A 26,232-nucleotide genomic window follows, 5' to 3' on the forward strand; every position below is an offset into this window, starting at 1 on the left:
GCTAGATTCCATCCTTCAAGTATGCGGCCAGGCGGTCGCGGGACGTGTCAGGCGCGAAACCGCTCGCCTTGATTTTGTCCAGACCCAGGCCGCTGTTACGGGGACGCGGTGAAGCGGACTTGCCGGCGAAATACACTTCTGTGGATACTCCGGTCACTGACTCCCGCGACGCTCCGGAGAGTTCGTACACGTCAGCTGCTATGTCGGCCCAGGACTGCTCGGGACCGTCATTTGTGAGATTGTAGACGCCGTATGGCGCCCCGGATCCCAACAGATGCTGGATGCCGGCGGCAATGTCCGTGGTGAAGCTCAGCCGGCCGAACTGATCGTCGACCACTGACGGGCTGATCCCGCGGGAAGCCAGCGAAGCCATAGTGCGAACAAAATTGTTGCCATCCCCGATGACCCAGCTCGTGCGCACAATGTAATGCCTGGGCACGACGCTGACAACAGCGTCTCCTGCGGCCTTGGTCTGGCCATAAACGCCCAGCGGTGTGGGTGGCTCGTCCTCGCCGTGGGTCTTTTCCGTTCCGTCGAAGACATAGTCCGACGACACCTGGACGAGGGTAAGGTCGTGGTCGACGGCAATTCGTGCCAGTCGCGTCACTGCTGTCACGTTGACACTCCACGCGGCCGCACGGCCCTCAGGGGTCTCAGCGTTGTCGACTGCAGTGAACGCGGCGGCGTTGATGACCGTCGAATAGTCCTTCCAGTTGACCGTGGCGAGGGAGTCTTCAGCCGTCAGATCGATTTCTGCGCGGCTGGCGAACTCGACTGAGGTATCGCCGTCGTACAGGTCCCGGAGGGCCTTGCCGAGCTGGCCGTTAGCACCCAACACAAGAGTCTTCTTGGACGGCATGGGCGTGACATCGTGCAGGCGGGGGTGGGCCTTGTCCTTGTCGGAAAGTTCTGCCTGCCCCAGGGGGATGGGCCATTGGATGCCTGCCGTTTCGTCGGCAAGGTTCAGGAAGGTGTACTGGCCCTGCGTATCGGCGGACCAGTGGTCGTTGACGAGGTATGTGTACGCGGTGTTGTCCTCGAGCGTCTGAAAGGCATTGCCGACCCCGCGGGGAATGAAAATGGCCTGGCTCGGATCGAGCTCGGCGGTGAAGCTGGCACCGAACGAGGGGCCTTCGCGCAGGTCCACCCAGGCTCCGAAAATCCTGCCCGTCGCGACCGAGATGAACTTGTCCCAAGGCTCGGCGTGGATTCCCCGGGTGGTGCCGGCCTTCTCATTGAATGAGACGTTGTTCTGCACCGGGCGGAAGTCCGGCAGCCCCAAGGCCACCATTTTCTCGCGCTGCCAGTTTTCCTTGAACCAGCCCCGGTTGTCACCGTGGACCGGCAGGTCATAGAGGACGACGCCGGGAATCGGCGTTTCGAAGGCGTTTAGTTTTTTGGCGAACTCGATCGACATCGACTACTGGCCCTGTTCCTTGTATTTGGCTTCGGTCTGGGCCTTCTGCGGCCGCCACCAGTCCTCGTTGTCCCGGTACCAGGCGATCGTGTCCTCGATGCCCGCGTCGAAGTTGGAGAACTGCGGTTCCCAGCCGAGTTCGCCGCGGAGCTTGCTCGAATCGATGGCGTAGCGCAGGTCATGGCCCGCGCGGTCCACGACGTGGTCGTAGGCGTCCGGGGCCTGGCCCATGTGCTTGAGGATCAGTTCCACAACGTCTTTGTTGTTCTTTTCCCCATCGGCGCCGATCAGGTACGTTTCGCCGATCCGGCCCTTGGCGATGATGGCCAGCACGGCCGAGGAGTGGTCGTTCGCGTGGATCCAGTCACGGACGTTCTCGCCCTTGCCGTAGAGCTTAGGGCGGATCCCGTCTATCGCGTTGGTGATCTGGCGCGGGATGAATTTCTCCACGTGCTGGTACGGGCCGTAGTTGTTCGAGCAGTTACTGATCGTGGCCTGCAGCCCGAAGGACCGCACCCATGCCCGGACCAGCAGGTCCGAGCCTGCCTTCGTGGAGGAATACGGGCTGGACGGGTTGTACGGGGTCTGTTCGGTAAACCGCTCCGGATCATCAAGTTCCAGGTCGCCGTAGACCTCGTCGGTGGAGATGTGGTGGAAACGCTTGTTGTGCTTCCGGGAAGCCTCGATCAGCGTGTAGGTGCCGATGATGTTGGTGTCCAGGAACGGCCGCGGGTCATGCAGCGAATTGTCGTTGTGCGACTCGGCAGCGTAGTGGACCACCACATCGCAGGCCGCAACGAGACCGTTCACCACGGCGGCGTCAACAATGTCACCCTCAACGAACCTTAAGCGGTCCTCCGGGAGTCCCTTCAGAGACTCGATGTTCCCTGCATACGTTAGTTTGTCCAGCACTGTGACGTGATCGTCAGTGTTTTCAAGAACGTAGTGGACAAAATTCGAACCAATGAACCCGGCACCACCGGTAACAAGAAGTCGCTGCATAGTTCCCAAGACTACCGGATTTGCCGCGGCCATTAGCGAAGGGAAAGATGGGGGGCATGCGCGGAATAATACTTGCCGGCGGTACCGGCTCTCGGCTTCACCCCATCACCCTGGGCGTCAGCAAGCAACTCGTTCCTGTCTATGACAAGCCCATGATCTACTACCCACTTTCGACGTTGATCCTTGCAGGCATTAGGGACATCCTCATCATCACCACTCCTCACGACGCCGAACAGTTCGAGCGTCTTCTGGGCGATGGCTCCCGTTTTGGCGTCTCCATCAGCTACAAGCAGCAGCCTGCACCGGATGGCCTTGCCCAGGCTTTCGTGCTGGGCAAGGAGCACATCGGCGATGACACCGTTGCCCTGGTGCTGGGTGACAACATCTTTTACGGGCACGGCATGGGCACGCAGCTGCGCCGCTTTGAGAACATCGACGGCGGGGCCGTATTCGGATATTGGGTCGCGGACCCGAAGGCTTACGGTGTGGTCGAGTTCGACGGTAACGGCAAAGCAATTTCACTCGAGGAAAAGCCGGCAGAGCCCAAAAGCCACTACGCAGTGCCGGGCCTCTACTTCTATGACAACGATGTTGTAGAGATCGCAGAGAACTTGAAGCCTTCTCCCCGGGGCGAGCTTGAGATCACCGACGTGAACCGCACTTATCTTGAGCGCGGCAAGTTGCAGGTCGAAATTCTGCCCCGAGGCACCGCCTGGCTGGATACAGGGACCTTCAATGACCTCAACGACGCATCGAACTTCGTCCGGACAACGGAGAACCGTCAGGGCCTGAAGATCGGCGCTCCTGAAGAAATCGCCTGGCGTCTGGGGTTCCTGGACGACGACGACCTGCGTCAACGCGCCGAGCCGTTGGTCAAGAGCGGGTACGGGCAGTATCTCCTGAACCTCCTCGAACACGGCCGTTAGGCCGGACTCGTTAAAGCCGGAAGGCGGGACCCGTAACGGGTCCCGCCTTCCGGCTTTTTGCGTCTATGGCATGATCTTGGCCCCGCCAAGGACGGTCCATTCGATCCTGCCACTTTGGAAAGTCTGGGTGCAGCTTTGCCCAGCGGTGGTGCACGTCTGCGGCGCCGTGGGGTAGCCGAGGGCGCCGTTCTCGAATCCTTGCCCTGCCCAGGCTTGCTGGATTGGACCCGGAACCATCGGATGCGCGCCGCTGGCAGCGGACCACATGATGGTTCCTTTTTCGAAGTTCTGGAAGCAGCCGCCGTTGCGGAGCCCGCAGACAGATCCGCTGGTCGGGTAGCCCAATGAACCCGATTCAAAACCTGTCTGGGCCCAGCGCGCCTGGATCGGCGCCGATGTAACTGGTTGCGCACCGGTCTGCGGCGACCACATCACAGTGCCCTTTTCGAAGTTCTGGAAGCAGCCGCCGTCGCGCAGTCCGCAAATCTGGGCGCTGGCCGGATAGCCTAGCGAGCCGTTTTCGAAACCTGACTTGACCCAGGCATCCCTGATGGGGCCAAAGTGCAAGGCGTGCGCGCCGGTAGCCTGAGACCACATGACGCTACCGCCGAGATAGTTCTGGAAGCAGCCGCTGTTCCGCAGCCCGCACAGGACGGTCGACGCCGGGTAGCCAAGGCGGCCATTCTCGAAGCCCTCCCGCTGCCAAAGGTCTCGGATCGGCCCGTTGAGGCTTGGATGTGCACCGGTCGACGGGGAATACATCAGGGCGCCTTTGGCGAACATCTGGAAACATCCGTCGTTTGCTAGCCCACAGTATTTGGGGGAGGTGGGGTAGCCAAGGGAGCCAGTAACGGAACCGTAGGCGTTCCATCCATCACGCATTGCCCCGGCGGTGACCGTTTGGATAGACGTGGCGGCGGAGTAGGTCACGGTGCCGTGCTCGAATGATTGCAGGCATCCGCTGTCGGGAAGGTTGCACACCGCGAAGGACGTGGGATAACCCAGAGAACCGTTCTCGAATCCGGTTTTCTGCCAGTAGTCCAGCATCCGGCCGGTGACGGGAAACGCGCCTGTTGCCGGTGAGAACAGTAGGGTTCCGCCTTGGAACAGTTGGAAACAGCCGCCGCCGCGGATGCCGCAAACCTCAGTGCCGATCGGGAAGCCGATGGGAACAGACTGCAAACGGGCGGACTTCCAGGAGTCTGCCATGCCCATAAAGATGGGCCAGGCTCCTGAGGCGCCGGTCCACGCCACCACTCCACCCAAGAAGCTCTGCGTGCAACTCGTGGCGTCGCAGGTGGCGTCCGCAGAGGGGTAGCCCAGGAGGCCGTTTTCAAATCCGGCGCGCGACCAGGCGTCAAGGATAGGACCGGATTTCACAAGCTGAGCCCCTGTAGAGCTGCTGGAGAGGACCGAACCTGCCTGGAACAGTTGGAAACAGCCGGAGAGGCGCAGCCCACAGGTGGTGTTGCTGGTCGGATACCCGAGAGGTCCGTTCTCGTAGCCGTTTTTGGCCCAGTAGTCGCGTATCGCTCCGGGCTGAATCAGGGCCGCGCCGGAGGTGGACGAGGAAAGAATGCTCCCGCCTTGGAAATTCTGGAAGCAGCCATTGTCCTTCAGGCCACAGACCACATCGCTTGTTGGATAACCAGCCGGGCCGCCTTCGGCCCCGGTGGCCCGCCAGGCTGCCGCGACAGGACCGGCTATCACCGCGAAAGCACCGGAGGACCCTGACCACATCACGGTTCCGCCCTGGAAGCCCTGGTAGCAGCCACCATTCGCGAGGCCGCAGACGATACTAGTGGTGGTGTTGCCCAAGGCGGGATGACTGGATCTGTACGCACCGATCTGCTGAGTGGCCGCAGGCGGAATGCCGCTAGAGGCGAAGGCTTTCAGTCCCGAGTAGTCTCCATTCCAGACATTCGAGTCACCCGCCAAGGGCCCGGTGCTGCTGTACTGCCAGATACTGTAAGTGCTCCAGCTTGCGAAAGGAACCGGTCCCGCGTTGTTCGTAGGCGAACTCGGGTAGGCCGCGACCCACAGCGGGTAGTCACCAAAACCTGAGGGATTGCCGAGGCACTGATTCCACCAGCTGGTGTTGGTGTAGATAACGGGAACCCGTCCGGTCAAAGACTGCATTGTGTTGCCGAAGTCGCGGACCCAGGAGCCCAGCTGTGCAGGCGACATGCTGTAGCAGGTGTTGCCGAAGTAAAAACCGTTGATGGTACGGCCTTCGTAGGGGTTGAACTCGAAGTCTAGGACAGGCGGCATGGTGTACCCGTCGGCGGTCCAGCCACCACCGTTTTGTACGAAGTAGCGTGCCTGGTCTGCTCCGGAGGACCAGTTGGGGATTGCGAAGTGGTAAGCCCCCCGAACCATGCCGACATTGCGCGAACCCTGATACTGCGAACTATAGGACGGGTTCGTATAGTAGTTGCCCTCGCTGGCCTTGACGTACGCGAATCGGGCGCCCATGTTCCACTGGTACTGCCAATCCACGCTGGGCTGGTGGCCGCTTACGTCCAATCCTTGGATACCAAACGTCGGCATCCAGGTGCCTTCGGTTCCGAGGGCCTCAGTGCTGAGCCTTTTAAAGCTGGTGCTTGAAGATGTCGCGGCCACCCTGGCGGACCGTTGGCCCATTTCCGCACCGCCGACGCCAACAGCCTCAGCCATGGACTCGTTGATGCTGGCAGATGCCGGATCAGGAGAGGGTGGGGCCGTCGGAGTCGGTGCGACTGATGGCACAGGTGCAGCCGGCGCAGGTGTTGGAGTCGTAGCTGATTCCGGGACCTGCGTCGATACCGCCGATGAGGTCGGAGCCGGCGCTGATTTTGAACCAGGCGCCGGAGTCGGCGTCGGTTCAACGGCGAACGCGACCCCCGCCAGTCCGGGGCCCGCCACGAGAGCGGCAGCCAAAACTGCTGTCCCGAAGACTTGCAGGAGGGGACGATGATTGTTGGGCTGGTTCCGCTTCATTTTGGCTCCGGAGACAATGAGGCGCGAACTTAAGCGCGTCACTAGTGGGTTGCAGTTCGGGAGACGCTGAACTGGTTATATCGAGACTTAACGCGCCTACCCTAACACCGCAGTGTCTGCAGTAACCAGAGTTTCCGTTGTTGCCAATGTGAAAGATGCGTCACTGTTATCCACAGCCCGCGCCATATGACTTGGCGGCGTGGCGTACCGTCCCTAGGCTGTACCCAGTTGAACTGCCTCCGCCGGGGGCGGCAGTTGTATTGGGGAACAATATGGACGCCGTGCGAATCGTTGAAGACGAAGTCCGCGAGCTGATCCGCCGTCAGGGTCTGGATCCGTTGCGGCAGGCGGGCGAGGTCCGCCGCCTGGTCGAGGCGGCCGTCAGCGACTACGACGAGCGGGCACTCATGGGACCACTCCCTCCCATCGGTCCGTTGGAGGCCGCGCGCAGATTCGTCTTTGATGCAGTGGCCGGATTCGGCGTCCTTCAGCCGCTGCTGGACGATCCGACCATCGAGGAAGTCTGGATCAACGCGCCCAACGAAATCTACGTCGCCAGGAACGGCGAGTCGGAACTGACCTCACTCAGCCTCACGGACCAGCAGGTTCGCGATCTCGTGGAACGCATGTTGAAGAGTTCCGGCCGCCGCCTGGACATGTCATCGCCCTTCGTGGACGCAGCCTTGCCTGATGGTTCGAGACTCCACGTAGTTATTCCAGATGTCACCCGCAGGCACTGGGCCGTGAATATTCGCAAGTTCGTGGTGAAGGCCAGCCGCCTGGAGCACCTGGTCGAGCTTGGAACACTGACACCTCAGTCCGCCCGATTCCTCGGTGCAGCGGTGTCCAGCGGACTGAACATCCTCGTGTCGGGCTCAACCCAGGCGGGCAAGACCACCATGCTCAACTGCTTGGCCGCGAGCATCGGCAGCCGTGAGCGCGTCATTACGGTCGAGGAAATCTTTGAACTCCAGTTCCCGCTCCGGGACGTCGTCGGACTCCAATGCAGGCAGCCCAACCTCGAAGGCGAAGGCGAGATCCCACTGCGCAGGCTTGTAAAGGAAGCCCTCCGGATGCGCCCGGACAGACTAGTGGTGGGAGAGGTACGGGAAGCGGAAAGCCTGGACATGCTGATCGCCTTAAATAGTGGACTTCCGGGGATGTGCACCGTCCATGCAAACTCAGCTCACGACGCTGTGACCAAGATCTGTACCCTTCCGCTACTCGCCGGTGAAAATATCTCGTCTGCCTTCGTCGTCCCCACGGTGGCGTCCTGCATCGACCTCGTGGTCCACTGCAGCCGGCACGCCAACGGCCGCCGCCAGGTAACCGAGATCCTTTCCCTCGGCCGGAGGGTGGAAAACGGCATCATTGAGTCCTCCATGGTTTTCGCCATGGAGGATGGCCAGCTGCAGCCGCGGGCCAACTCCATGCCCGCGGCGGAGAAGTTTTCCCGGGCAGGGTACGACGTCGCGGCGCTGCTGGAGCCGCGCTGATGGCGCCTCTGGTTGGGGTGCTTGCGGGCGCCGGGCTCTTCCTGATCTGGTGGTCGTTCTGGGAAAAGCCTGCAGCGCTGAAGCGCCGCCCGCGGGCCAGCCGCATCGAAGACCTGCTGGCCTCCGCCGGAATCGAAAAGGTCACCGGGACGGGCCTCGTCGCGTCGTGCCTGGGACTGGGCATATTTGTGGCTCTCATCCTCTTTGTTGTCAGCCGGTCATGGCCGATATCCGTCTGCTTCGGAATCTTCGGCGCGTGGCTGCCCGTCGGCATTGTCCGGTGGCGGGCGAACAGGAGAACCGCCGTCCTACGCCAGCTCTGGCCGGACGTGGTGGACCACCTGCGTTCAGCCATCCGCGCCGGGCTCTCACTGCCGGAAGCCCTGATCCAGCTGGGGGAGAAGGGCCCTGAGGAGCTTCGGCATGTATTCCGGGACTTCGGGGCCGACTACCGTGCTGGCGGGCAATTCGATGCATCTCTTAATAAACTCAAGGACCGGCTGGCGGACCCGGTGGCGGACCGGATCGTCGAGGCACTCAGGCTGACCCGTGAAGTGGGCGGTTCGGACCTGGGGAAGCTGTTGGGCACCCTTGCGGAATTTCTCCGGGAAAATGCGCGGACACGCAGCGAGCTCGAGGCCCGGCAGTCCTGGACTGTCAACGCCGCCAGGCTCGCCGTTGCCGCTCCCTGGATCGTTATGCTCCTCCTGGCCACCAGGCCTGAAGCCGTGAACGCTTACAACACGCCCATGGGAGCCGGCGTCCTCCTCGGCGGGCTCGTGGTGTCGCTGGTCTGCTACTCCATCATGCTCCGCATCGGCGCCCTTCCGCAGGACGAACGGGTGCTGCGATGAACGGGATCTCGGCGGCTGCGATTGTGTGCGGCATCGTCCTCGGGACGGGCCTTTGGCTGATCTTCGTCCGGTTGCCCTTTATGCGGCCGCTCACATTCGTCGAGCGCATCGATCCGCAGCTGAAATCGCAAAACCTTGAATCGCGGTTGCTGCGGGCCAGCGGACAGAACGCCACGCCATTCGGACCGTTGGAACGGATCGTGCGTCCCCTGCTCCACGACGGACTCGCAGCCTTGGGGAAGCTGAACCTCGGGTCAAAGGCTCTGACCCGCAGGCTCGCCCAAGCCGGCATCAACAAATCACCCATAGATTTCCGGGCCGAACAGCTCCTCTGGGCCGCCGCGGGATTCGCCGCCGCCGTGGCCGCGGTGGTGCTGGGCGCGGTAGCCGGCCGGTTCAGTCCATTCCTCGCGGTTGTGGCCGTCCTCGGAAGCGCGCTCGGCGGCTTTCTCTTCCGTGACTTCTGGTTGGGCGTCCAGATCAGCAGGCGGGAATCCCGGATGATGGCGGAGTTTCCCAGCCTTGCCGAGCTGATGGCCCTGGCTGTCGGTGCCGGTGAAAGTGCCACTGGTGCACTGGACCGCGTCTGTCGCAGTGCCAGTGGGGAGCTGGCCAAGGAGTTTTCCAAGATTCTTGCTGAGACCAGAGCGGGGAAACCGCTGGTGGAAGCGCTCCAGGAGTTTTCCTCGCGGACAGATCTGGGGCCGCTCGTCAGATTTGTCGACGGAATCATTGTCGCGGTCGAGCGGGGCACACCCTTGGCAGATGTGCTGAGGGCTCAGGCCCAGGACGTCCGGGACACCGCAAAACGGGACCTCATGGAGTCGGCGGGCAAGAAAGAAATTGCCATGATGGTTCCTTTGGTCTTTGGTGTCCTGCCCTTAACAGTGGTTTTCGCAGTGTTCCCCGGCATCGCGGCCATCAGCCTTGGACTTTAGCCATGAGCATCGCCAAGCCGTCACATCCACTAACCGCCACATGACTTCCACCGCGTCATTTACACAACGAATGGGACCGAAATGAAAAACATGGGAATCTCGGGCAGCCTGCTGCTCCTCGCTTTGCTGGCCGGCCTGTGGGCACGGACCAGTGAAACTGTCTCAGGCCGGAGGTACGCAGCGACAGATCCCGGCATGCCGGCCCAAGACCACCCGGAACGTGGCGACGTCCCCGGTTGGGTGATGATCACCTTAATGTCCGCAGTCTTGGTGGCGGCATTGCTGGCTCTCGCCGGCCCAGCCCTCGAAACGATGTTTAACCAGGCCATGGACAAGGTCGGAAAGTAAGTCATGCTGGGCGCCAGCCAGTGCATGCCCAGCCGGGAACCGTGCCGGTCCCGGATCGGCGCTGAGCCGGGCTGGCGCCGCGATGAATGCGGTTCTGCCGTCGTGGACTTCGTCCTCGTGGGCGGCCTGCTCACCATGTTTTTTCTGGCGATAATCCAGCTGACCCTGGTCCTGCACGTCCGCAACACACTGATCGACGCGGCAGCCTCAGGGGCACGTTATGGAACCCTCGCAGACCGGGGAGCGTCAGATGCCCAGGAACGGGCGGCGACGCTCATCGAGACTTCCCTGAACGCTGAGTTCGCGCAGGACATCACAACTGCCGAAGTGATGTTCCAGGGCCTGCGGACCATCGAAGTGACCATCAAGGCTCCCATGCCCGTCATCGGGCTGATCGGCCCCCGGGGCCTCCTGGAGGTGAAAGGCCATGCGGCAATCCAGCCCTAACAACTGGCGTTCCCGCCTACGCAAGCGATTCAGCGAGGCGCTCCGCAACGAGCACAGGGAAGAGGGGAGTGCAGTGGTCGAATTCACCTTCCTCGCGCTGCTCCTGATGGTCCCATTGGTCTACTTCATCATCACCGTGGGCCAGATCCAGGGTGGGTCCTTCGCCGTGGTCGGCGCCGCCGACCAGGCCGCGAAGGTGTTCGTCGCCCAACCGGATGCAGAGTCAGCCCAGGCTGCCGCCGAACAAGCAGCCCTCATCGCCCTCGCGGACTTCGGCCACGATGCCGGGCAGGCACGCGTATCGACCCGCTGCGACCCTGCCCACTGCCAGGCCGCCGGCACGGCCATCACCGTCACGGTCAACCTCACTGTGCCGCTGCCCTTCGTGCCATTCAACGAGGACTTCAGGCTCAAGGCCAGCGAAGTTGAAGCCTCGTCCACCCAACTGGTGGGCAGGTTCCGGTGACCCAAAGGTGACGCACAAAGCGATCCCCGAAGCCACGCCCGGCGATCCAGGTGAGGGCGGCCAGATGATCGTCATGATCATCGGCTACGTCGCGCTGGCCCTCCTGGTGGTCACAGTGGTCATCGGCATCTCCAGCGTCTACCTCGAACACAAGCGGCTGTTGTCCCTGGCCGACGGCGCCTCGCTGGCCGCCGCCGACAGCTACACCTTGGGCGAGGTCGGGGGAGAGGGCGGGAGCCCCTCAGCCGTACTGGGCCCTAGACGCGTCCGCAGCGTTGCGGCCGACTTTATCGCCCGGAGCCCGTCGTCGGCCCGGTTCGACGGGTTAGCCGTTTCAGCGGCGACCGGCAGCCCTGACGGGTCCACCGCCGTCGTGGTTCTCACCGCTGTTGTCCACCCGCCGATGGTGAACTTCCTGGTGCCTGATGGCATCAGAATTGAAGCGGCCTCCACGGCCCGTTCCCGGCTCACGCGCTGACCGGAAGCGGAGAAGCCAGGAGAAGTCCGGCGCTCCAGCCGGATAGCGTAGGCTTAAACAACCATGGCCAATATTGATTTTTCCGCAGAAATCCGCGCTCTTCGCGCCACCTACACCTCCATCGAGCGAGTCAGCGATGTTGAGGCTCTGAAGGAAGACATCGCCGAACTGAGCGAACGCGCCGGCGAGCCGGACCTGTGGGACGATCCCGCCGCGGCGCAGAAGATCACCTCCCGCCTGTCGCACCGCCAGTCCGAGCTGGAGCGGCTGAACCGGCTGGTATCGCGGATCGATGACCTCGAAGTGCTGGTGGAGCTTGGCCAGGACGAGGATGACGCCGATTCCATGGGCGAAGCTGCAACCGAGCTGGAGTCCATCAAGAAATCCCTGAAGGAACTCGAAGTAGTGACGCTGCTTTCGGGAGAGTACGACGAACGTGAAGCCGTGGTGTCCATCAGGGCCGGGGCCGGCGGCGTTGACGCCGCAGACTTCGCCGAAATGCTCATGCGTATGTACCTTCGCTGGGCCGAACGCCACGGGTACCCCACCACCGTCATGGACACCTCCTACGCCGAGGAGGCGGGACTGAAGTCCGCAACGTTCGAAGTGAAGGCACCGTATGCGTTCGGCACGCTCAGCGTCGAAGCCGGAACCCACCGCCTGGTGCGGATCAGCCCGTTCGACAACCAGGGCCGCCGCCAGACATCCTTCGCCGCCGTCGAGGTCATTCCGCTCATCGAGTCAACAGACTCTATCGACATCCCGGACAACGAGATCCGTGTGGACGTGTTCAGGTCCTCCGGTCCGGGCGGGCAGTCCGTTAACACCACAGACTCCGCCGTCCGCCTCACGCACATCCCCACCGGCACAGTGGTGTCCATGCAGAACGAAAAGTCGCAGCTGCAGAACCGGGCAGCAGCCCTGCGCGTTCTGCAGTCGCGGCTGCTGCTCCTGAAGAAGGAACAGGAGGACGCCGAGAAGAAGGCGTTCGCCGGCGATGTCAAGGCATCTTGGGGCGACCAGATGCGCTCCTACGTCCTGAACCCGTACCAGATGGTCAAGGACCTCAGGACCGAACACGAGGTGGGCAACACCTCCGCAGTGTTCGACGGCGAAATTGACGACTTCATCGACGCCGGGATCCGCTGGCGCACCGACAACCGCAACGCCGCGAAGTAGCACCAGCCGGGCCTACCCGGTAGGCCCGATCGCGCGACACACCCCCGAAGCCCCCGAAAAACGGCCAAAAGGCTGCGTATAGTCGAGGAGCCGGAGCTCTACTTCCCCCAAACGAATGCCCGTGCGCCGGCTGCAGATCTGGGCTGTGTCAGCCGTGCCCTGCAGGGTAATTAGGGCCATGATCCGATTCGAAAATGTCACCAAGGTCTACGACCAGACGGCCCGGCCTGCGCTGGACGATGTCAGCCTTGAGATTGACCGTGGTGAATTTGCCTTCCTCGTCGGCGCTTCCGGCTCCGGAAAGTCCACCTTCCTTCGGCTCGTGCTGAAGGAAGACCGGGCCTCCTCGGGCGCCGTGTACGTCGCCGGGCAAAACGTCGCCAAGATCTCCAGCTGGCGCGTGCCCAGGCTCCGCCGCGGCATCGGCGTGGTCTTCCAGGACTTCCGGCTCCTTCCGCAGAAGAGCGTGTTCGCCAACGTAGCCTTCGCGATGCAGGTCATCGGCAAGAGCCGCAGCGTCATCCGCGACACCGTCCCCGAAGTCCTGAAGACCGTGGGCCTGGAAGGCAAGGAAAACCGCCTTCCGCATGAGCTTTCCGGCGGCGAGCAGCAGCGTGTGGCCATCGCCCGTGCGGTAGTCAACCGCCCCGGCATCCTCCTCGCCGATGAACCCACCGGCAACCTGGACCCCACCACCTCCATGGGCATCATGGGCGTGCTGGACAAGATCAACCAGAACGGCACCACGGTGGTCATGGCCACGCACGACGACGACATCGTCAACGAGATGCGCAAGCGCGTTGTAGAGCTCAGGAATGGCATCGTCATCCGCGACGAGGCCAAAGCTTTGTATACCTCCATGATCCCCGTGGTGGGCCAGTCCCGCCGGCTCAGGGACGCCAGCGGCCGGGACGAATCCCAGCCGCCCGCATCCGGGGAACGCAATCCGGGCGCAGGGGAGGAGCAGCGATGAGGCTCGCCTTTATCCTCGGTGAGATCGGCAGCGGACTGCGGCGCAACATCACCATGGTGGTCTCGGTCATCCTGGTCACCTTCGTCTCGCTGACGTTCGTGGGTGCCGCAGGCATGCTGCAGCTCCAGATCAACCAGATGAAGGGCTACTGGTACGACAAAGTCCAGGTTGCCATCTTCCTCTGCAGTGACGGTTCGACGGCGGCCGGTTGCGCAACGGGCCCGGTCACCCCGGAGCAGCAGGACAACCTGCAGACCCTGCTCGAATCACCCGCCGTGGCCCAGTACGTCAACGATTTCCAGTACGAGTCCAAGGAAGAGGCCTACAAGCACTTCAAGGACCAGTTCTCGAATTCTCCGATCGTTGATTCAGTCACGCCGGACCAGCTCCCTTCATCGTTCCGGATCAACATGAAGGATCCGGAAAAGTACCAGATCATCAGCGAGACGTTCTCCTCGCAGCCGGGGGTGGAAACTGTCATTGACCAGCGCCAGCTGCTGGAGCGGCTGTTCTCGGCCATGAACGCCGCATCCCTCGTGGCCGTCAGCATCGCCGGCGTGATGATTGTCTGCGCCATCCTCCTGATCGCCACCACCATCCGGCTCTCGGCCTTCAGCCGCCGCCGCGAAACCGGGATCATGCGCCTGGTGGGCGCTTCCAAGATCGTCATCCAGCTGCCGTTCATCCTTGAAGGCGTGATCGCGGCGGTGATCGGCGCCGCCCTGGCATCCGGCACGCTGTGGGCAGTGGCGCACTTCTTCCTGGGCGAATTCCTGTCCAAGCAGTATCCGGACACGGCGTTTATCTCGCCGGGCCAGACGCTCATTCTTGCGCCGGCCTTGCTGATCCTTGGCGGATCTTTGGCAGGAATTTCGTCTCTCTTGACCTTACGCAGATATTTGAAGGTTTAGGCTGTGCAAACCGAACAAGGAATCCTGATGAGCGAATTGCACCGAACTGCGCCCCGGCACCGGGCCGAACGCCGGCGACCTGCGGGCCGCCGCGCCGGCCTGATCAGCGGCGTCCTGGCATTGCTCCTCGCCGCCAGCATGGGCGCGTCAGCGCCGGTGGCGTACGCCGATGAGCTCGATGACAAGCGGGCCGCCCTTGAAGCTGAGGCGGCCAGGGTTCAGCAGTCCCTGGAATTCGTGGACTCACGCATCGCGAAGGCCGCCGGCGATCTGGTGATCTACCAGGGCCAGCTTCCCGGTGCACAGCAGGCCCTCCTGGAGGCCCAGGGGCGAGTGGCCAGTGCGGTCAAGGAAGTCGAAGCGCTGACGGCGCGCGTTGACCTTGCGCAGCAGAATAGAGCCAAGATCACGCAGCAGCTTGAGGCTGACAAGCAGAAAATCGCCGACACCAAGAAGCTGATCGGCCAGATCGCCACCCAGGCCTACAAATCCGGCGGCGTCCCGTCGAACCTGACCCTGTTCTTCGGGGCCAACAACGGCGGCAGCCTGACCGACACCATGGACCTCGCTGACCAAGCCATGCGCAGCCAGAACGCCGCCATGGACAAGCTGTCCCAGCAAAGTGCCACCAACGTCAACTCCCAGGCCAGGCTCGAAGCCGTTGAAGCCGAGATCAGGGATCTCAAAGCCAAGGCAGACGCCGCCCTCGAAAAGGAAAAGGCTGCGCGCGACGAGGCCGCTGCCAAGAAGGCCCAGGTTGACCAGCTGATCGCCGACACAACAAGACTTGACGCTGAACTCCAGGCAGCGAAACCTGGCATCCAGTCCCAAATGGCGGCGGTTGCAGCAAGCCAGAACGCGGTCGCCAACGAGATCGCCGAACGTGACCGCAGACTCCGGGAGGCCTGGGAAGCAGAGCAGCGCCGCCTCGCTGAGGCTGCCGCTGCCGCCGCCCGGGCGCAGGGCCAGGCCGTTCAGCCGTACGCTCCGGTGACCGGATCGCCGTCGGCCTTTGGCTTGCGGCATCCCTTCTCGGGCGACGTGCCCATCACCTCCGGCTTCGGCTGGCGCTCAACCCCGCCGGGAACCATCGACTTCTACGGCACCGGCGGTTACCTCCACACCGGCATCGACTTCGGCGCCGCCTGCGGCACGCCGGTGTACGCAGCGGCAGCCGGCGAGGTCTTCTCCTCAGGCTGGAACTCTGCCGACGGCGGCGGCTGGCGGGTGAAGCTCTCCCACGGTGTGGTCCAGGGCAACTCCCTGACCACGATTGTCTACCACAACGCCAGCGTCGTGGTCTCCAACGGCCAGCAGGTATCCCAGGGGCAGCTCATCGCCTACTCGGGCAGCACCGGCAACTCAACGGGCTGCCACGCACACTTTGAAACCTGGCTCAACGGGGCCGCAGTTGACCCGATGCGCCTGCTGTAACGCCAGTCCGCGCCTGCCGTACACTGGTATGACTCCGCGCCGGAAAGGCCGGAGCCAACCAGGATCCACGAACTGAGGAGTTCCACCGTGCCCAAAGAAAGTGGCCGTAAAGTTGTGGCCACCAACCGTAAGGCCCGGCATGACTACCTCGTGCTGGATACCTACGAGGCAGGCATCGCCCTGATGGGGACCGAGGTCAAGTCCCTGCGCGAAGGCCATGCCTCCATGGTGGACGGCTTCTGCACGTTCTATAACGATGAGCTGTGGATGGAGGGCATCCATATTCCCGAGTACAACCAGGGGAGCTGGACCAACCATTCCGCACGCCGCCGTCGGAAGCTGCTGCTGCACCGTGAGGAGCTCAACAAGATCTCCGTGAAGATCCGCGAGTCCGGCTTCACGGTGGTTCCGCTGCAGCTGTACTTCCTCGACGGCCGGGCCAAGGTGGAAATCGCGATCGCCCGCGGTAAGCGTGAGTACGACAAGCGACAGACCCTGCGTGAGCAACAGGACAACCGCGAAGCCCTTCGCGAGGTCCGGGAACGCAACCGCCGGTAGGAATGATTTCCGCCGGACATGCGTTAGGATAAGTAGTCCGGTAGGGATTTGTGCCTGCACAGCCCGGCCGGTTTGAAAACAAAATACGGGGATGATCGGTTTCGACGATGTTAGTCGCGACAGGTGAAGCGGGCCGAGGATGCAGAATTATCTCGTAAACGCTGTCTGCAAACCAATAAGTGCCAAATCAAACCGCACTGACTTCGCTCTCGCTGCCTAAGCAGTAAGACAGTCCGTCAGCCCGAGGTTGCTATTGCCCCGGAACCTGGCGTCATTTAGATAGCCACTGCTGCTTGCCTCCGTCATCGGGGCAAACGGGACTCTTAGATGACTGGGCCCGGATCAGCCACCTGTTTGCAGGAGGGCTGGGGCCGAGAAAATCCGACGCAAACTGCGCCCGGAGAAGACCTGTTAACACGACATCGGACGGGGGTTCAATTCCCCCCATCTCCACATTTTGAATGTCGCAAGACATTGCCAGAAGACCCGGACGCCGCGTCCGGGTCTTCTGGCATTTAAGCGCCGTGTCAGCCGCCCTGTTCACCCACGGCGTAGCTATTCCGGGACTACCCAGTGCCACCGCGTGGTTGTTGCCAATAAGGTCCGGCGCAGCACAAGGTCTGGAAGTCGGAGTCAGCAACGCCAGCCAGGAGGTGCGCCATGGATGCGGCGCGGGAACCCAACTCTGCAGCGGCCGACGACGGTCCGCTGGACTCGTATTCGGAGACCGTCATGCGCGTGGCTGAGACGGTCACCCCGCACGTTGCGGCCATTGAAATGACCGGCAACCGACGCAACGGCCCTTTCCGCAGGGGTGCAGGCTCGGCGGTGCTGTTCACGGAAGACGGCTACCTCCTCACCAATTCACACGTCGTAGCCGGCACACACCAAGGGCATGCCGCCTTTGCGGACGGCAGCAGGACCGATCTTGAACTGGTGGGGGCGGATCCTTTGTCCGACCTCGCGGTGGTCCACGGCAGGGCACCGAAAGTGGCCCCGGCGCAGTTCGGCGATGCCGAGACGTTGCGGGTGGGCCAGCTGGTCGTTGCGGTGGGAAATCCGCTGGGCTTGGCCGGATCAGTCACAGCGGGCGTGGTCAGCGGCCTGGGCCGCGCCATTCCGGTGTGGTCCAGCGGCAACCGGCGCGTGATCGAGGACGTCATCCAGACCGACGCAGCACTCAGTGCCGGCAGTTCCGGCGGAGCCCTGGCCGATACGCACGGCCGCATCGTGGGAATCAACACCGCAGTGGCCGGAGCGGGGCTGGGCCTGGCTGTGCCCATCAACACCACTACGCGGCGCATCATCTCTGCGCTGCTGAAGGATGGCCGTGTCAGGCTGGCTTATCTCGGCGTGGTCAGCACGCCGTTCCGGCTCAATGCCAGCGCGGTGATCAGGACGGGACAACGGGACGGGCTGCGCGTGGTGGAGGTTCTGGCCGGTTCGCCTGCAGATCGCGGGGGCCTGCGGGCGGGTGACGTCATCCTGACAGCCGGAAGCCGCCCCGTCAGCAACGCCGAGAGCCTGCAGAAGCTGCTGTTCGCCGATGCGATCGGCCAGCCGCTGCCGATTCGAGTGCTGAGGGACGGCCAGGAAGTGGACATTGTGGCAGTGCCCGAAGAGATGGCCGGAACGGGTAAACCGCTACCGGCGCTTCTTCAGGTGCGCTACAGGGTCCTGCGGGCCTTCAATCGGGCTCTTGGCCTTCTTCTCCGCGCGTTTTTCCTTGATGGTTTTGACCGGCTTTTTGTGCAGCTGCTGGTGTGGTGACTTGTCCGGCATGGCGTGCTCCTTACAACGGGGGACGGGCTGCGTCCCACTTCGTAAAATACGCCTGTTCAGCCCCGAATGTAATGCCCCGAATCAGTCCGGAACTGCAACGTCCGCGATGCCCACAAAACGGGTCCCGACGCCGTCGAACTCGCTCCTGATGAGGCCCGGCCTTAGCGGCGGCACCTCATCCGGGGCATGGTGCTCGCACACCACATACGTGAATTCCGGCCACCATTTTTTGGGCCGGGCCGCTTCCTCGTAGCCGCAGACGGCGCATTCCAGGTGCACCCAGACCGGACGCTTGCCGGTCCGGTTGGCCCGCGACTGGATCAGCCATGCCGGCGGGTTGTCCAGGATTTCGCCCAGCTCCGCCTCGGACAGTCGTTTCGGGATGCCGTGGCGCTGGGCCATTTCCATCGGTACATCAAGGGCAATTGCCGCGTCGCGTCTGCTAATCATCAGAGTCAACGATACGGGACCGGGACAAACCCGAAAGAGTCTCCTACGACGCCAGAGCGATGCCCACAGCCGCCGCGGCAAATCCGGCGGCCAGGTTGGCGCCGACGTTCAGGGCGGCGGCACCGAACCGCGACTCACTCAGGAGCCGCACCGTGGCGGTGGTCCACGAACTGAACGTGGTGAGCCCGCCCGCCAGGCCGGTGGCGACAGCGGTCTGCCACTCGGGTGCAAGGCCGAGCCGTCCGGTCATGCCGATGGACAGCCCGATAATCAGGCACCCCGTGACGTTGACTGTCAGCGTGGCCCACGGCCAGTGCCGCGGCCTACCGCTCGGGCTGACGGCCGTGCGGAGCCCCTCGCGGTGGGCGAACCAGCTGTCGACGGCGAAGCGCAGCAGGGCGCCCGCCATGCCGAACACTCCCACCAGGACCGCGCCCATCACGGCGCTGTCCCCGCCCGGTCACCCTGCAGCCGGTCGGTGAGCAGCCGGCCGGTCCGCCAGCCACCGGCCGCGGCGCCCAGGCCCAGCAGCAGGGACAGACCCAGGTACGCAATCCACACGGGATGTTCGCCGGCCCTGGCCAGGTGGCCAATCGAGAAGACTACGGCAGAGAACGTGGTGAACGAGCCCAGGAGCCCGGGCCCCAGGCCGGCGCGGAGCCAGAACGCTGTGTGCGGCCGGGCTATCCAGACCGTGGTGAGGGTAGCCAGCACAAAACTTCCGGCGACGTTGATGCTCAGGGTGGCCCATGGCATTGTCCCTGAGGATTCCGGAAAGGCGAGTCCCAGGCCGTACCGGAGTTCCGTTCCGGCCAGGCCACCCACCGCCACGGCCAGCCAGGCCCGCCAGTGCGGCACGAGGGCGTTCGTCATTCAGCTGTCGCTGAGCGTGCAGCCGGTATGGGGGTGGTCGCTGTGGACCCAGAGCGCCGCGGTGACTTCATCCGCGAGATCGTAGTCCCGCTTCCTGCCGGTGTTGCTGATCCGCACCACCAGCGCGCCGCCGAACGGTTTACGGCCCACCACCTCCACTTCGTCGTCGAGGTCAATTTCCTCGGCGGAAAGATACCGCAGCAGATCCGGGTTCTCGTCGCTGATGCGGGTGATCCGGCCGGTGTGCCCGGGATCGAGTTCGCCGAGCAGGTGGGCCTCGGGCAGGAGCACCGTGCCGTCCGCGGCGGGGATCGGGTCACCGTGCGGGTCGCGTTGCGGGTTGCCGAGTTTTTCCGCCATGCGCTCAATAAATGTGTCGGACACCGCATGTTCCAGCAGTTCGGCTTCGTCGTGGACTTCGTCCCAGCGGTAACCGAGCTCCTGCACGAGGTAGGTCTCAATAAGCCGGTGCCGGCGCACCATGGACAACGCCAACCGGACCCCGGAGTCCGTGAGGGTGATGGCGCTGTACGGCTTGTGGTCCACCAGGCCCTGGTCCTTGAGCTTGCGGACCATTTCCGAGACCGAGGAATTGGCCACCCCCAGGCGCTGCGCGAGCTGGGAGGACGTGATGGGTTTGTCCTGCCACTCCGTGAAGCCGTAGATGACCTTGACGTAGTCCTCGATCGAGGAGGAGGGCGCGCTGGTCTTCACACCTCCAAGCCTACCCGGTGGTCAGCGCCCGTCACGCCTTCGTGGCCCGCCACGTCAGCGCCAGGTACGGTAGGCTGATGTCCTCTTCGACGGCGTGCCCCAGATGCTCGTGCAGGTACCAGTCCAGGTTGGCGAGGACCTTGCCGCGGGTGGCTTCGCCGGCGCGCAGATAATAGCTGCGAGACTTCGTCAGTTCCATGATGTCCGCCGTGCTGAGGCTGTCCTCCCACCGCGTCACATGGCTCTCGAGGCCTTCAAACTCCGGGCCCACCACCGGGCGGAACCCGGGCTTGTAGACGTCGCCCGCGTGCATGATGCGGGACAAACGGTGGACCCACGCAACGGACGTATCCAGCTGGTTCCAGATCAGCCCCAGCGTTCCGCCGGGCCGCAGGATCCGGGCCAGTTCGGTGCTCGCGGGCAAAGGATCGCACCAGTGCCAGGCCTGCGCCACGCTCACGACGTCGAACGAGGAGTCAGGGAGTCCCGTCGCCTCTGCCGTCCCCTGGGTCGCGTCCGCCGCCGGGTAGTGGGCCCGCAGCTGTTCGAGCATGTCCGGCGACGGGTCCACGGCGGAAACCGCCAGGCCGCGTTCCAGCAGAAGGGCGGTGAACTTGCCGGTGCCGGCGCCCACGTCCACGGCGTCCGTGGCCCCGGCAGGGATCAGCCAGTCCGCCGATTCGGCAGGGTAACCAGGGCGTACACGCTGGTAATGTTCGCCGCCGTCCTGGAAACTCCGTCCGAGTTCCAGGCGGCGTCCGTGCTCAAGTCTGGGGCCACCCCGTGCCACGTGCGGCCTCCTTCAACTGTGCCCATCGGTATCCTTCGAATTTACCGCATGGGCCGCAGCCGGGTGGGCAGCGGTCAGGTCAGGAACCAGGGGAGGAAAGCGTCAGTCAGTCGTCAAGGCACGGAGCCGCGCCGGCGGTGCCCGGCGTGTTGGGAGCCCAGTGAGGGTACGTGCGGGTGTCGTTGGCCGGAACCCAGCGGCCCGCGTCCACCACGTAGTCCCAGCCCAGGCCGGTCCGGCGGAGTTGCTCCAGGCCGGCAAGGAGCCGCTGGGCATCCTCCAGCCGTGAGCCCACGCCGAAGCTGGCCCGCAGGGAACCGGAGGGAAGGCCGAGGCGCTTGAGCAGCGGGTGCGCGCAGAAGCGGCCGTCCCGGAGGCCAACGCCATGCTCGGCCGACAGGTACGCGGCCACAAGCCCGGCGTCGTACCCTGCCACGGAGAAGTTCACCACGCCGATGGTGCCCGTTTCAGCATCCGTGTCCGAGAAGATTTGGTGCACGGTGACGCCGTCGATCTTCGCGAGACCGTCCACCAGGAATGACCTGATGGCCGCTTCGTGGGCGTGCCAGCGGTCGTGGTCCAGGGACGCGATGACCTGGGTGGCGCGGGCCAGCGTGGCCGCGCCGAGGACGTTGGGGGAGCCGCCCTCGTGCCGGGCCGGACCGGTGGCCCAGCTGACGCCGTCGAGCTTTGCCTCGCGGACGGCGCCGCCGCCGGCCAGGTGGGGAGTTCCGGCGTCGAGCCAGTCGGTGCGGCCCACCAGGACCCCGGAGCCGAAGGGCGCGTAGAGCTTGTGACCGGAGAAGGCGAGGTAGTCGACGTCGTCGGTGCTGATATTGATGCGCCGATGCGGCGCCAACTGCGCGGCGTCCACCACGATCCGCGCGCCGTACTCATGGGCGAGGGCGGCCAGAGCCCTGATCGGGAGGATCTCGCCCGTGACGTTGGAGGCGCCCGTGACCGCGAGGAGGCTGACGTTGCCCTGCTCAAGTTCGGCGCGGAGGACCTCGAGGGTCCCCACGATGGTGTCCGCGGCGACGACGCTGCGGTGCGGGACTCCCTGCCACGGCAGGAGGTTGGCGTGGTGTTCGATGTCCAGGTAGAGGACATCGCCATTGGACCGCCCGTCCGTCGCCGGCAGGCAACCCGCCAGCAGGTTCAGCGAGTCGGTGGTGTTCCGGGTGAAGATGACGGAGTCGTCCGGGCGCCCGCCCACAAAGTCGCGCACGATGTCCCGGGCGTTCTCATAGACGGACGTGCTGATCTGCGATGCGTAGCCGGCGCCGCGATGGACGCTGGCGTAGAACGGCAGGATCTCGTTGAGGTAGGCCGACACCACGGAGAGGGCGGGAGCGGATGCGCCGTAGTCCAGGTTTGCGTACCGGATGTGGCCGCCCTGGATCAGCGGTGCCTGGATTTCCGCGCCGGTGACGGCAGAGAGGGGGCGGCCGGCAATGGCGGCGGCATCCTTGAACAGCGCAGCGGCCTTGGCGGGGGCGGCGTTTCTGGGAGAAACAGTGTTGGGGGAGACGGTGGCAGTTGTCACGGAGACCTCACTCTAAAAGGACTCCCGGTACCGGGAATCCGCGCTTGCCGTGTCCATTCCGGACCGGCCTGGTCGTCACCCGGGGCACCCCACCGCGAATGGAGGGTTGCCGGCCAGCAAACCGGGGTTTAGCGCTGGCACTCGTGACCTGTTAAGAGCGTAGAACATCTGCCGCTGCAGAAAGGAAGCCGGCCCAATGTTAAGGACTTTGTTACGCGCGTTTGAGGAACCGCACATTTGTCGAAGATACGACGGCGGACGCCCCCTTGAGGAGGCGTCCGCCGTCGATAATTCGAAGAAAGTGCCTAGAGGAGATCGTCCAGATCCGGGTTCAGACGCTTGAGCACCTCTGAGTGCAGGATGGAGTTCGTGGCCAGGGCGTTGCCGCCGAACGGCCCGTCCTGTCCCTCCAAGGAGGTGAAGCGGCCGCCGGCTTCCACCACGATGGGCACCAGGGCAGCCATATCGTACAGGTTCAGTTCGGGCTCGCAGGCGATGTCCACGGAACCTTCGGCCACCATGCAGTAGGACCAGAAATCGCCGTAGGCGCGCGTGCGCCACACGTCCTCGGTCAGGCCCAGGAACTCATCCAGGTTGCCGCGTTCCTTCCAGCCGCCCAGGCTGGAGTAGGACAGGGAGGCATCCGAAAGTTTGGAGACGTCCGAGACGCGGAGCCGCGTTGCGGCGGCAAGGGACTTGCCCATGTACGCGCCGGAACCCTTGGCGGCCCACCAGCGTTTGCCCAGCGCGGGCGCGCTGACCACTCCCACCACGGGTTCGCCTTCGTCCACGAGGGCGATCAGGGTGGCCCAAACCGGGACGCCGCGGACAAAGTTCTTGGTGCCGTCGATGGGATCAATGATCCAGCGGCGGGAGCCATGGCCCGAACTGCCGAATTCCTCGCCCAGCACGGCGTCGCGCGGACGCGAGCGGGACAGCTGGCCGCGGATGGCTTCCTCCGCGGACTTGTCCGCGTCCGTTACCGGCGTCAGGTCCGGCTTGGTCTCGATGCGGAGGTCCAGTGCCTTGAAGCGGCTCATGGTCTGGTCATCCACGGAATCTGCCAGCACATGGGCAAGGCGCAAGTCATCGTTGTAGCTCGAAGCGGGTTGGATCATGGTTCCAAACTACCGTCTCCGGGCCGCAGTGTTGGGGACATCGGCGTCCCGTCTAGCCGATGCTGCCCAGTTCCTTGGTTTCCTGGCCTACCAGGCGGGGATCCGTGCCCAACAGCCGCCGCAGGGACGCGAGCCGGGCCGGGCCGGTGGGGCCCGCGTGGCCGGCGGACACCCAGGCATCCACCCCGCAATTGACGGCCGCGGTGTTGTGCTTGCAGCCACGCTCGCAAGCATCCGTACCCGGCTCCAGGTCCGGGAAGGACCGCAAGATCCGGTCCGGGTCAACATGGGCCAGGCCGAACGAACGGATGCCAGGGGTGTCGATGATCCAGCTTCCGGCCGGAGCTCCGGTCAACTTCAGGGCAAGGGCCGACGACGACGTGTGGCGGCCGCGGCCGGTCACCGCGTTCACGCCACCGGTGGCCCGTTCGGCCCCCGTGAGCGCATTGACCATGGTGGACTTGCCCACGCCGGAATGACCCAGCATCACCGAGACCTTGCCCTCGAGGTACGCGCGGAGCTGCGAAACTGCATCACTGTCCAGGCGGGCCGAGAGGCCGTCGTCGGAGCGGGCATCAATACCTGAGGCCTCGGAGTCCGACGTGCGGCTGATAATCACCGGGAAGTCCAGGTGCTCGTAGTTGGACAGCAGTTCCGCCGGATCCTTGACGTCCGCCTTGGTGACGAGCAGCAGCGGCTCAATGCCGGCGTCGTAAGCGGCCACCAGGGCGCGGTCGATGAAGCCCGTGCGCGGCTCCGGGTTTGCGGCGGCCACCACCACCACCAGCTGATCGGCGTTGGCCACCACCGCGCGCTCGATCGGATCGGTGTCATCGGCGCTGCGGCGCAACAGGGTCCTGCGGTCCTGGATCCGGACCAGGCGGGCCAGGGTGTCCGGCTCCCCGGAGACATCTCCAACGAGGGAGACGAAGTCGCCGGCCACCACGGGGGAGCGGCGGAGTTCGCGGGCCCTCGCTGCGATGATGATCCGCTCGTCGCCCGAGTCCTCACCGACGACGGCGGTGTACCGGCCGCGGTCCACGGTGATGATGCGGCCCGTGACGGCGTCGTCGTGGCTGGGACGGTCCTTCGTGCGCGGCCGGGAGCCCTTTTTGCTGGGCCGGATCCGGACGTCGGACTCGTCCCAGGAATCAGTGCTGCGTGCCACCGCTGGAGCCTTCCGTGGCGTCGTCGGCGGCAGCGCCCTGGGCCAGCATATCGGCCCACATCTGCGGGAATTCCGGCATCGTCTTCGCCGTGGTGGCGATGTCCTGGACTTCAATACCCTGCACCGCCAGGCCAAGGATGGCGCCGGCGGTGGCCATCCGGTGGTCCGCGTAGCTGTGGACGACGCCGCCGTGCAACTTTGCCGGGCGGATCACCAGGCCGTCGCTGGTTTCTTCCGCGTCGCCGCCGAGCCGGTTGATTTCGGTGACCAGCGCGGCCAGCCGGTCAGTCTCATGGCCGCGCAGGTGCGCGATGCCGGTCAGCCGTGAAGGTCCGCCGGCCAGGGCGCAAAGGGCCGCCACCGTGGGGGCGAGTTCGCTGGTTTCGTCAAAATCCGCACCCTTGATCTCTGGCCCACCGGTGACGGTCAGGACGCCGTCAGCCAGGCTGACGTCCGCGCCCATGTCCGCCAGGATGCTGCGCCAGAGGTCTCCCACCTGGGTGGTGCCGGCGGGCCAGTCCGGGATCCGGACGGTGCCGCCGGAGGCCAGCGCGGCGGCCAGGAACGGACCGGCGTTGGAGAGGTCCTGCTCAATGCGCTGGTCAAAGGCACGGATGGGGCCCGGTGCCACTACCCAGTGGTTGGGCACGGAATCGTCCACTGATACACCGACGCCGCGGAGCACGGCAACGGTCATGTTGATGTGGTCCAGGCTGGGCACTGGTTTGCCCACGTGTTCAAGGTGGAGTCCGTCGGTAAACCTGGCGCCGACCAGCAGGAGGGCCGAGACGAACTGTGACGACGCACTGGCATCGATCACCAGATGGCCGCCCCGGACTTCCCCGGTGCCTTCCACGGTGAAGGGCAGCGACGAGGGGGTCCCGCCGTCGTCCGCGGTCAGGGCCACCCCGAGAGCTTTCAGGGCCTCGATAATGGTGCCCATGGGGCGCTTCCGGGCGTGGGGGTCGCCGTCGAACACGCTCACGCCGTTGCGCAACGCCGCAAGCGGCGGAACAAAACGCATCACTGTTCCGGCGAGGCCGCAGTCAATGTGCGTCCTTGACGACGGCGCCTCCTGGCTCAGGGGCATGACCTCAAGGTCCGGCCCGAACGCGCCGTCGCCGGGCACCTCCGTGATGGTGGCTCCCAACTGGCGGAGGGCGTCGATCATCAACGCAGAGTCCCGGGAATGCAGGGGGGCGCGGAGGCGGGACGGCCCGTCAGCCAGCGCGGCCAGGACCAGGAACCGGTTGGTCAGGGATTTTGAACCCGGCACTGTGACGGTGGCGTTGATGGGCCTGCTGGCGAAGGGGGCCGGCCAGTGCGGAACGGTGCCGGTGGAGCTGTGCGAGTCGGTGGCTGCGGGCGGGGTGGAACCGGTCATC

General features: G+C 64.3%; 26 protein-coding genes, 1 other RNA gene and 1 riboswitch. Of the genes, 15 read left to right on the forward strand and 12 right to left on the reverse strand.

All coding sequences use genetic code 11. From position 1 onward, the window contains the following. Position 1: 1 nt before the first annotated feature. Together ACVWY0_RS00735 and rfbB are read right to left on the reverse strand one after the other, a co-directional pair. Positions 2–1,417 carry a sugar nucleotide-binding protein gene (locus tag ACVWY0_RS00735; protein ID WP_485835032.1) on the reverse strand — a complete coding sequence of 472 codons (1,416 nt, stop codon included), beginning with the start codon at positions 1,415–1,417 and terminating at the stop codon, positions 2–4. A 3-nt stretch (positions 1,418–1,420) separates the two neighbouring features. Further along, positions 1,421–2,419 (reverse strand): dTDP-glucose 4,6-dehydratase, encoded by a 999-nt coding sequence (gene rfbB, locus ACVWY0_RS00740; protein WP_485835033.1) that lies wholly within the window; start codon positions 2,417–2,419, stop codon positions 1,421–1,423. 56 nt (positions 2,420–2,475) lie between these two features. Between rfbB and rfbA the strand changes: the two genes are divergently transcribed. Continuing rightward, on the forward strand, positions 2,476–3,345 hold the full coding sequence (gene rfbA / locus ACVWY0_RS00745) for a glucose-1-phosphate thymidylyltransferase RfbA (protein WP_252611661.1): 870 nt from the start codon (positions 2,476–2,478) through the stop codon (positions 3,343–3,345). A 63-nt stretch (positions 3,346–3,408) separates the two neighbouring features. On the opposite strand, the gene ACVWY0_RS00750 is transcribed toward rfbA, so the two are convergent. Next, complete coding sequence (locus ACVWY0_RS00750; protein ID WP_485835034.1) at positions 3,409–6,021, reverse strand: GH25 family lysozyme; 2,613 nt, start codon at positions 6,019–6,021, stop codon at positions 3,409–3,411. 575 nt (positions 6,022–6,596) lie between these two features. Here ACVWY0_RS00750 and ACVWY0_RS00755 point away from each other — a divergent pair. From ACVWY0_RS00755 to ACVWY0_RS00820, 14 genes are all read left to right on the forward strand, one after another. Next, positions 6,597–7,820, forward strand: a complete 1,224-nt coding sequence (locus tag ACVWY0_RS00755; protein WP_485835035.1) for a TadA family conjugal transfer-associated ATPase — start codon at positions 6,597–6,599, stop codon at positions 7,818–7,820. Then, positions 7,820–8,674 (forward strand): type II secretion system F family protein, encoded by an 855-nt coding sequence (locus tag ACVWY0_RS00760; protein ID WP_485835036.1) that lies wholly within the window; start codon positions 7,820–7,822, stop codon positions 8,672–8,674. The genes ACVWY0_RS00755 and ACVWY0_RS00760 overlap by 1 nt, the downstream gene beginning before the upstream one ends. Beyond that, positions 8,671–9,612 carry a type II secretion system F family protein gene (locus ACVWY0_RS00765; RefSeq protein WP_485835037.1) on the forward strand — a complete coding sequence of 314 codons (942 nt, stop codon included), beginning with the start codon at positions 8,671–8,673 and terminating at the stop codon, positions 9,610–9,612. Before ACVWY0_RS00760 ends, ACVWY0_RS00765 begins: the two co-directional genes overlap by 4 nt. 81 nt (positions 9,613–9,693) lie before the next feature. Continuing rightward, complete coding sequence (locus ACVWY0_RS00770) at positions 9,694–9,960, forward strand: hypothetical protein (RefSeq protein ID WP_485835038.1); 267 nt, start codon at positions 9,694–9,696, stop codon at positions 9,958–9,960. A 24-nt stretch (positions 9,961–9,984) separates the two neighbouring features. Then, entirely contained in the window at positions 9,985–10,407 is a 423-nt protein-coding gene (locus tag ACVWY0_RS00775; protein ID WP_485835192.1) for a TadE/TadG family type IV pilus assembly protein, read from the forward strand. Next, positions 10,388–10,873 (forward strand): hypothetical protein, encoded by a 486-nt coding sequence (locus ACVWY0_RS00780; protein ID WP_485835039.1) that lies wholly within the window; start codon positions 10,388–10,390, stop codon positions 10,871–10,873. The genes ACVWY0_RS00775 and ACVWY0_RS00780 overlap by 20 nt, the downstream gene beginning before the upstream one ends. Positions 10,874–10,937: 64 nt before the next feature. After that, the gene (locus ACVWY0_RS00785; protein WP_485835193.1) at positions 10,938–11,351 is read left to right on the forward strand and encodes a pilus assembly protein TadG-related protein; all 414 of its coding nucleotides are present in this window, start codon (positions 10,938–10,940) and stop codon (positions 11,349–11,351) included. Between the two features lie 63 nt (positions 11,352–11,414). Then, a complete protein-coding gene (gene prfB / locus ACVWY0_RS00790) occupies positions 11,415–12,530 on the forward strand; it encodes a peptide chain release factor 2 (protein ID WP_485835040.1) in 1,116 nt (371 codons plus the stop codon). Between the two features lie 178 nt (positions 12,531–12,708). Then, on the forward strand, positions 12,709–13,503 hold the full coding sequence (gene ftsE, locus ACVWY0_RS00795; RefSeq protein WP_485835041.1) for a cell division ATP-binding protein FtsE: 795 nt from the start codon (positions 12,709–12,711) through the stop codon (positions 13,501–13,503). Beyond that, entirely contained in the window at positions 13,500–14,414 is a 915-nt protein-coding gene (ftsX, locus tag ACVWY0_RS00800) for a permease-like cell division protein FtsX (RefSeq protein ID WP_485835042.1), read from the forward strand. Before ftsE ends, ftsX begins: the two co-directional genes overlap by 4 nt. Before the next feature lie 27 nt (positions 14,415–14,441). Next, positions 14,442–15,848 carry a M23 family metallopeptidase gene (locus tag ACVWY0_RS00805; protein ID WP_485835043.1) on the forward strand — a complete coding sequence of 469 codons (1,407 nt, stop codon included), beginning with the start codon at positions 14,442–14,444 and terminating at the stop codon, positions 15,846–15,848. A gap of 87 nt (positions 15,849–15,935) precedes the next feature. Then, on the forward strand, positions 15,936–16,406 hold the full coding sequence (gene smpB / locus ACVWY0_RS00810) for an SsrA-binding protein SmpB (protein ID WP_160672161.1): 471 nt from the start codon (positions 15,936–15,938) through the stop codon (positions 16,404–16,406). Positions 16,407–16,493: 87 nt separating this feature from the next. Continuing rightward, positions 16,494–16,862, forward strand: a transfer-messenger RNA (tmRNA) gene (gene ssrA, locus ACVWY0_RS00815). Positions 16,863–17,066: 204 nt separating this feature from the next. After that, the gene (locus tag ACVWY0_RS00820) at positions 17,067–18,176 is read left to right on the forward strand and encodes a S1C family serine protease (protein ID WP_485835044.1); all 1,110 of its coding nucleotides are present in this window, start codon (positions 17,067–17,069) and stop codon (positions 18,174–18,176) included. A 93-nt stretch (positions 18,177–18,269) separates the two neighbouring features. Here ACVWY0_RS00820 and ACVWY0_RS00825 read toward each other — a convergent pair whose 3' ends face one another. The 9 genes from ACVWY0_RS00825 to aroA form a co-directional block, all read right to left on the reverse strand. Beyond that, positions 18,270–18,638 (reverse strand): hypothetical protein, encoded by a 369-nt coding sequence (locus tag ACVWY0_RS00825; RefSeq protein WP_485835045.1) that lies wholly within the window; start codon positions 18,636–18,638, stop codon positions 18,270–18,272. Positions 18,639–18,681: 43 nt separating this feature from the next. Continuing rightward, on the reverse strand, positions 18,682–19,077 hold the full coding sequence (locus ACVWY0_RS00830) for a fluoride efflux transporter FluC (protein WP_104061131.1): 396 nt from the start codon (positions 19,075–19,077) through the stop codon (positions 18,682–18,684). Further along, positions 19,077–19,511 (reverse strand): fluoride efflux transporter FluC, encoded by a 435-nt coding sequence (locus tag ACVWY0_RS00835; protein WP_485835046.1) that lies wholly within the window; start codon positions 19,509–19,511, stop codon positions 19,077–19,079. The genes ACVWY0_RS00830 and ACVWY0_RS00835 overlap by 1 nt, the downstream gene beginning before the upstream one ends. Further along, a complete protein-coding gene (locus tag ACVWY0_RS00840; RefSeq protein WP_485835047.1) occupies positions 19,512–20,225 on the reverse strand; it encodes a metal-dependent transcriptional regulator in 714 nt (237 codons plus the stop codon). 31 nt (positions 20,226–20,256) lie between these two features. Next, positions 20,257–21,015, reverse strand: a complete 759-nt coding sequence (locus tag ACVWY0_RS00845; RefSeq protein ID WP_485835048.1) for a class I SAM-dependent methyltransferase — start codon at positions 21,013–21,015, stop codon at positions 20,257–20,259. Between the two features lie 106 nt (positions 21,016–21,121). Continuing rightward, on the reverse strand, positions 21,122–22,561 hold the full coding sequence (locus ACVWY0_RS00850; RefSeq protein WP_485835049.1) for an aminotransferase class V-fold PLP-dependent enzyme: 1,440 nt from the start codon (positions 22,559–22,561) through the stop codon (positions 21,122–21,124). Between the two features lie 35 nt (positions 22,562–22,596). After that, positions 22,597–22,710, reverse strand: a riboswitch (SAM riboswitch). A 156-nt stretch (positions 22,711–22,866) separates the two neighbouring features. After that, the gene (gene hisN, locus ACVWY0_RS00855; protein ID WP_104061136.1) at positions 22,867–23,679 is read right to left on the reverse strand and encodes a histidinol-phosphatase; all 813 of its coding nucleotides are present in this window, start codon (positions 23,677–23,679) and stop codon (positions 22,867–22,869) included. 52 nt (positions 23,680–23,731) lie between these two features. After that, positions 23,732–24,847, reverse strand: a complete 1,116-nt coding sequence (gene rsgA / locus ACVWY0_RS00860) for a ribosome small subunit-dependent GTPase A (RefSeq protein ID WP_058931974.1) — start codon at positions 24,845–24,847, stop codon at positions 23,732–23,734. Continuing rightward, a complete protein-coding gene (aroA, locus tag ACVWY0_RS00865) occupies positions 24,831–26,231 on the reverse strand; it encodes a 3-phosphoshikimate 1-carboxyvinyltransferase (protein ID WP_485835050.1) in 1,401 nt (466 codons plus the stop codon). Before aroA ends, rsgA begins: the two co-directional genes overlap by 17 nt. Position 26,232 lies beyond the last annotated feature (1 nt).

This window comes from Arthrobacter sp. UYNi723 (genome assembly GCF_054057635.1).

Bases quoted from the DNA above. Each gene is read 5' to 3' on its own strand.
- rfbB (WP_485835033.1), bottom strand. From the start codon at position 2,419: ATGCAGCGACTTCTTGTTACCGGTGGTGCCGGGTTCATTGGTTCGAAT.
- hisN (WP_104061136.1), bottom strand. From the start codon at position 23,679: ATGATCCAACCCGCTTCGAGCTACAACGATGACTTGCGCCTTGCCCAT.
- ACVWY0_RS00760 (WP_485835036.1), top strand. From the start codon at position 7,820: ATGGCGCCTCTGGTTGGGGTGCTTGCGGGCGCCGGGCTCTTCCTGATC.
- ACVWY0_RS00835 (WP_485835046.1), bottom strand. From the start codon at position 19,511: ATGACGAACGCCCTCGTGCCGCACTGGCGGGCCTGGCTGGCCGTGGCG.
- ACVWY0_RS00830 (WP_104061131.1), bottom strand. From the start codon at position 19,077: ATGGGCGCGGTCCTGGTGGGAGTGTTCGGCATGGCGGGCGCCCTGCTG.
- ftsX (WP_485835042.1), top strand. From the start codon at position 13,500: ATGAGGCTCGCCTTTATCCTCGGTGAGATCGGCAGCGGACTGCGGCGC.
- ACVWY0_RS00755 (WP_485835035.1), top strand. From the start codon at position 6,597: ATGGACGCCGTGCGAATCGTTGAAGACGAAGTCCGCGAGCTGATCCGC.
- ACVWY0_RS00825 (WP_485835045.1), bottom strand. From the start codon at position 18,638: ATGATTAGCAGACGCGACGCGGCAATTGCCCTTGATGTACCGATGGAA.
- ACVWY0_RS00735 (WP_485835032.1), bottom strand. From the start codon at position 1,417: ATGTCGATCGAGTTCGCCAAAAAACTAAACGCCTTCGAAACGCCGATT.
- ACVWY0_RS00805 (WP_485835043.1), top strand. From the start codon at position 14,442: ATGAGCGAATTGCACCGAACTGCGCCCCGGCACCGGGCCGAACGCCGG.
- rfbA (WP_252611661.1), top strand. From the start codon at position 2,476: ATGCGCGGAATAATACTTGCCGGCGGTACCGGCTCTCGGCTTCACCCC.
- aroA (WP_485835050.1), bottom strand. From the start codon at position 26,231: ATGACCGGTTCCACCCCGCCCGCAGCCACCGACTCGCACAGCTCCACC.
- ACVWY0_RS00765 (WP_485835037.1), top strand. From the start codon at position 8,671: ATGAACGGGATCTCGGCGGCTGCGATTGTGTGCGGCATCGTCCTCGGG.
- ftsE (WP_485835041.1), top strand. From the start codon at position 12,709: ATGATCCGATTCGAAAATGTCACCAAGGTCTACGACCAGACGGCCCGG.
- ACVWY0_RS00750 (WP_485835034.1), bottom strand. From the start codon at position 6,021: ATGGCTGAGGCTGTTGGCGTCGGCGGTGCGGAAATGGGCCAACGGTCC.
- ACVWY0_RS00785 (WP_485835193.1), top strand. From the start codon at position 10,938: ATGATCGTCATGATCATCGGCTACGTCGCGCTGGCCCTCCTGGTGGTC.
- ACVWY0_RS00775 (WP_485835192.1), top strand. From the start codon at position 9,985: ATGCCCAGCCGGGAACCGTGCCGGTCCCGGATCGGCGCTGAGCCGGGC.
- ACVWY0_RS00770 (WP_485835038.1), top strand. From the start codon at position 9,694: ATGAAAAACATGGGAATCTCGGGCAGCCTGCTGCTCCTCGCTTTGCTG.
- ACVWY0_RS00780 (WP_485835039.1), top strand. From the start codon at position 10,388: ATGCGGCAATCCAGCCCTAACAACTGGCGTTCCCGCCTACGCAAGCGA.
- prfB (WP_485835040.1), top strand. From the start codon at position 11,415: ATGGCCAATATTGATTTTTCCGCAGAAATCCGCGCTCTTCGCGCCACC.
- ACVWY0_RS00820 (WP_485835044.1), top strand. From the start codon at position 17,067: ATGGATGCGGCGCGGGAACCCAACTCTGCAGCGGCCGACGACGGTCCG.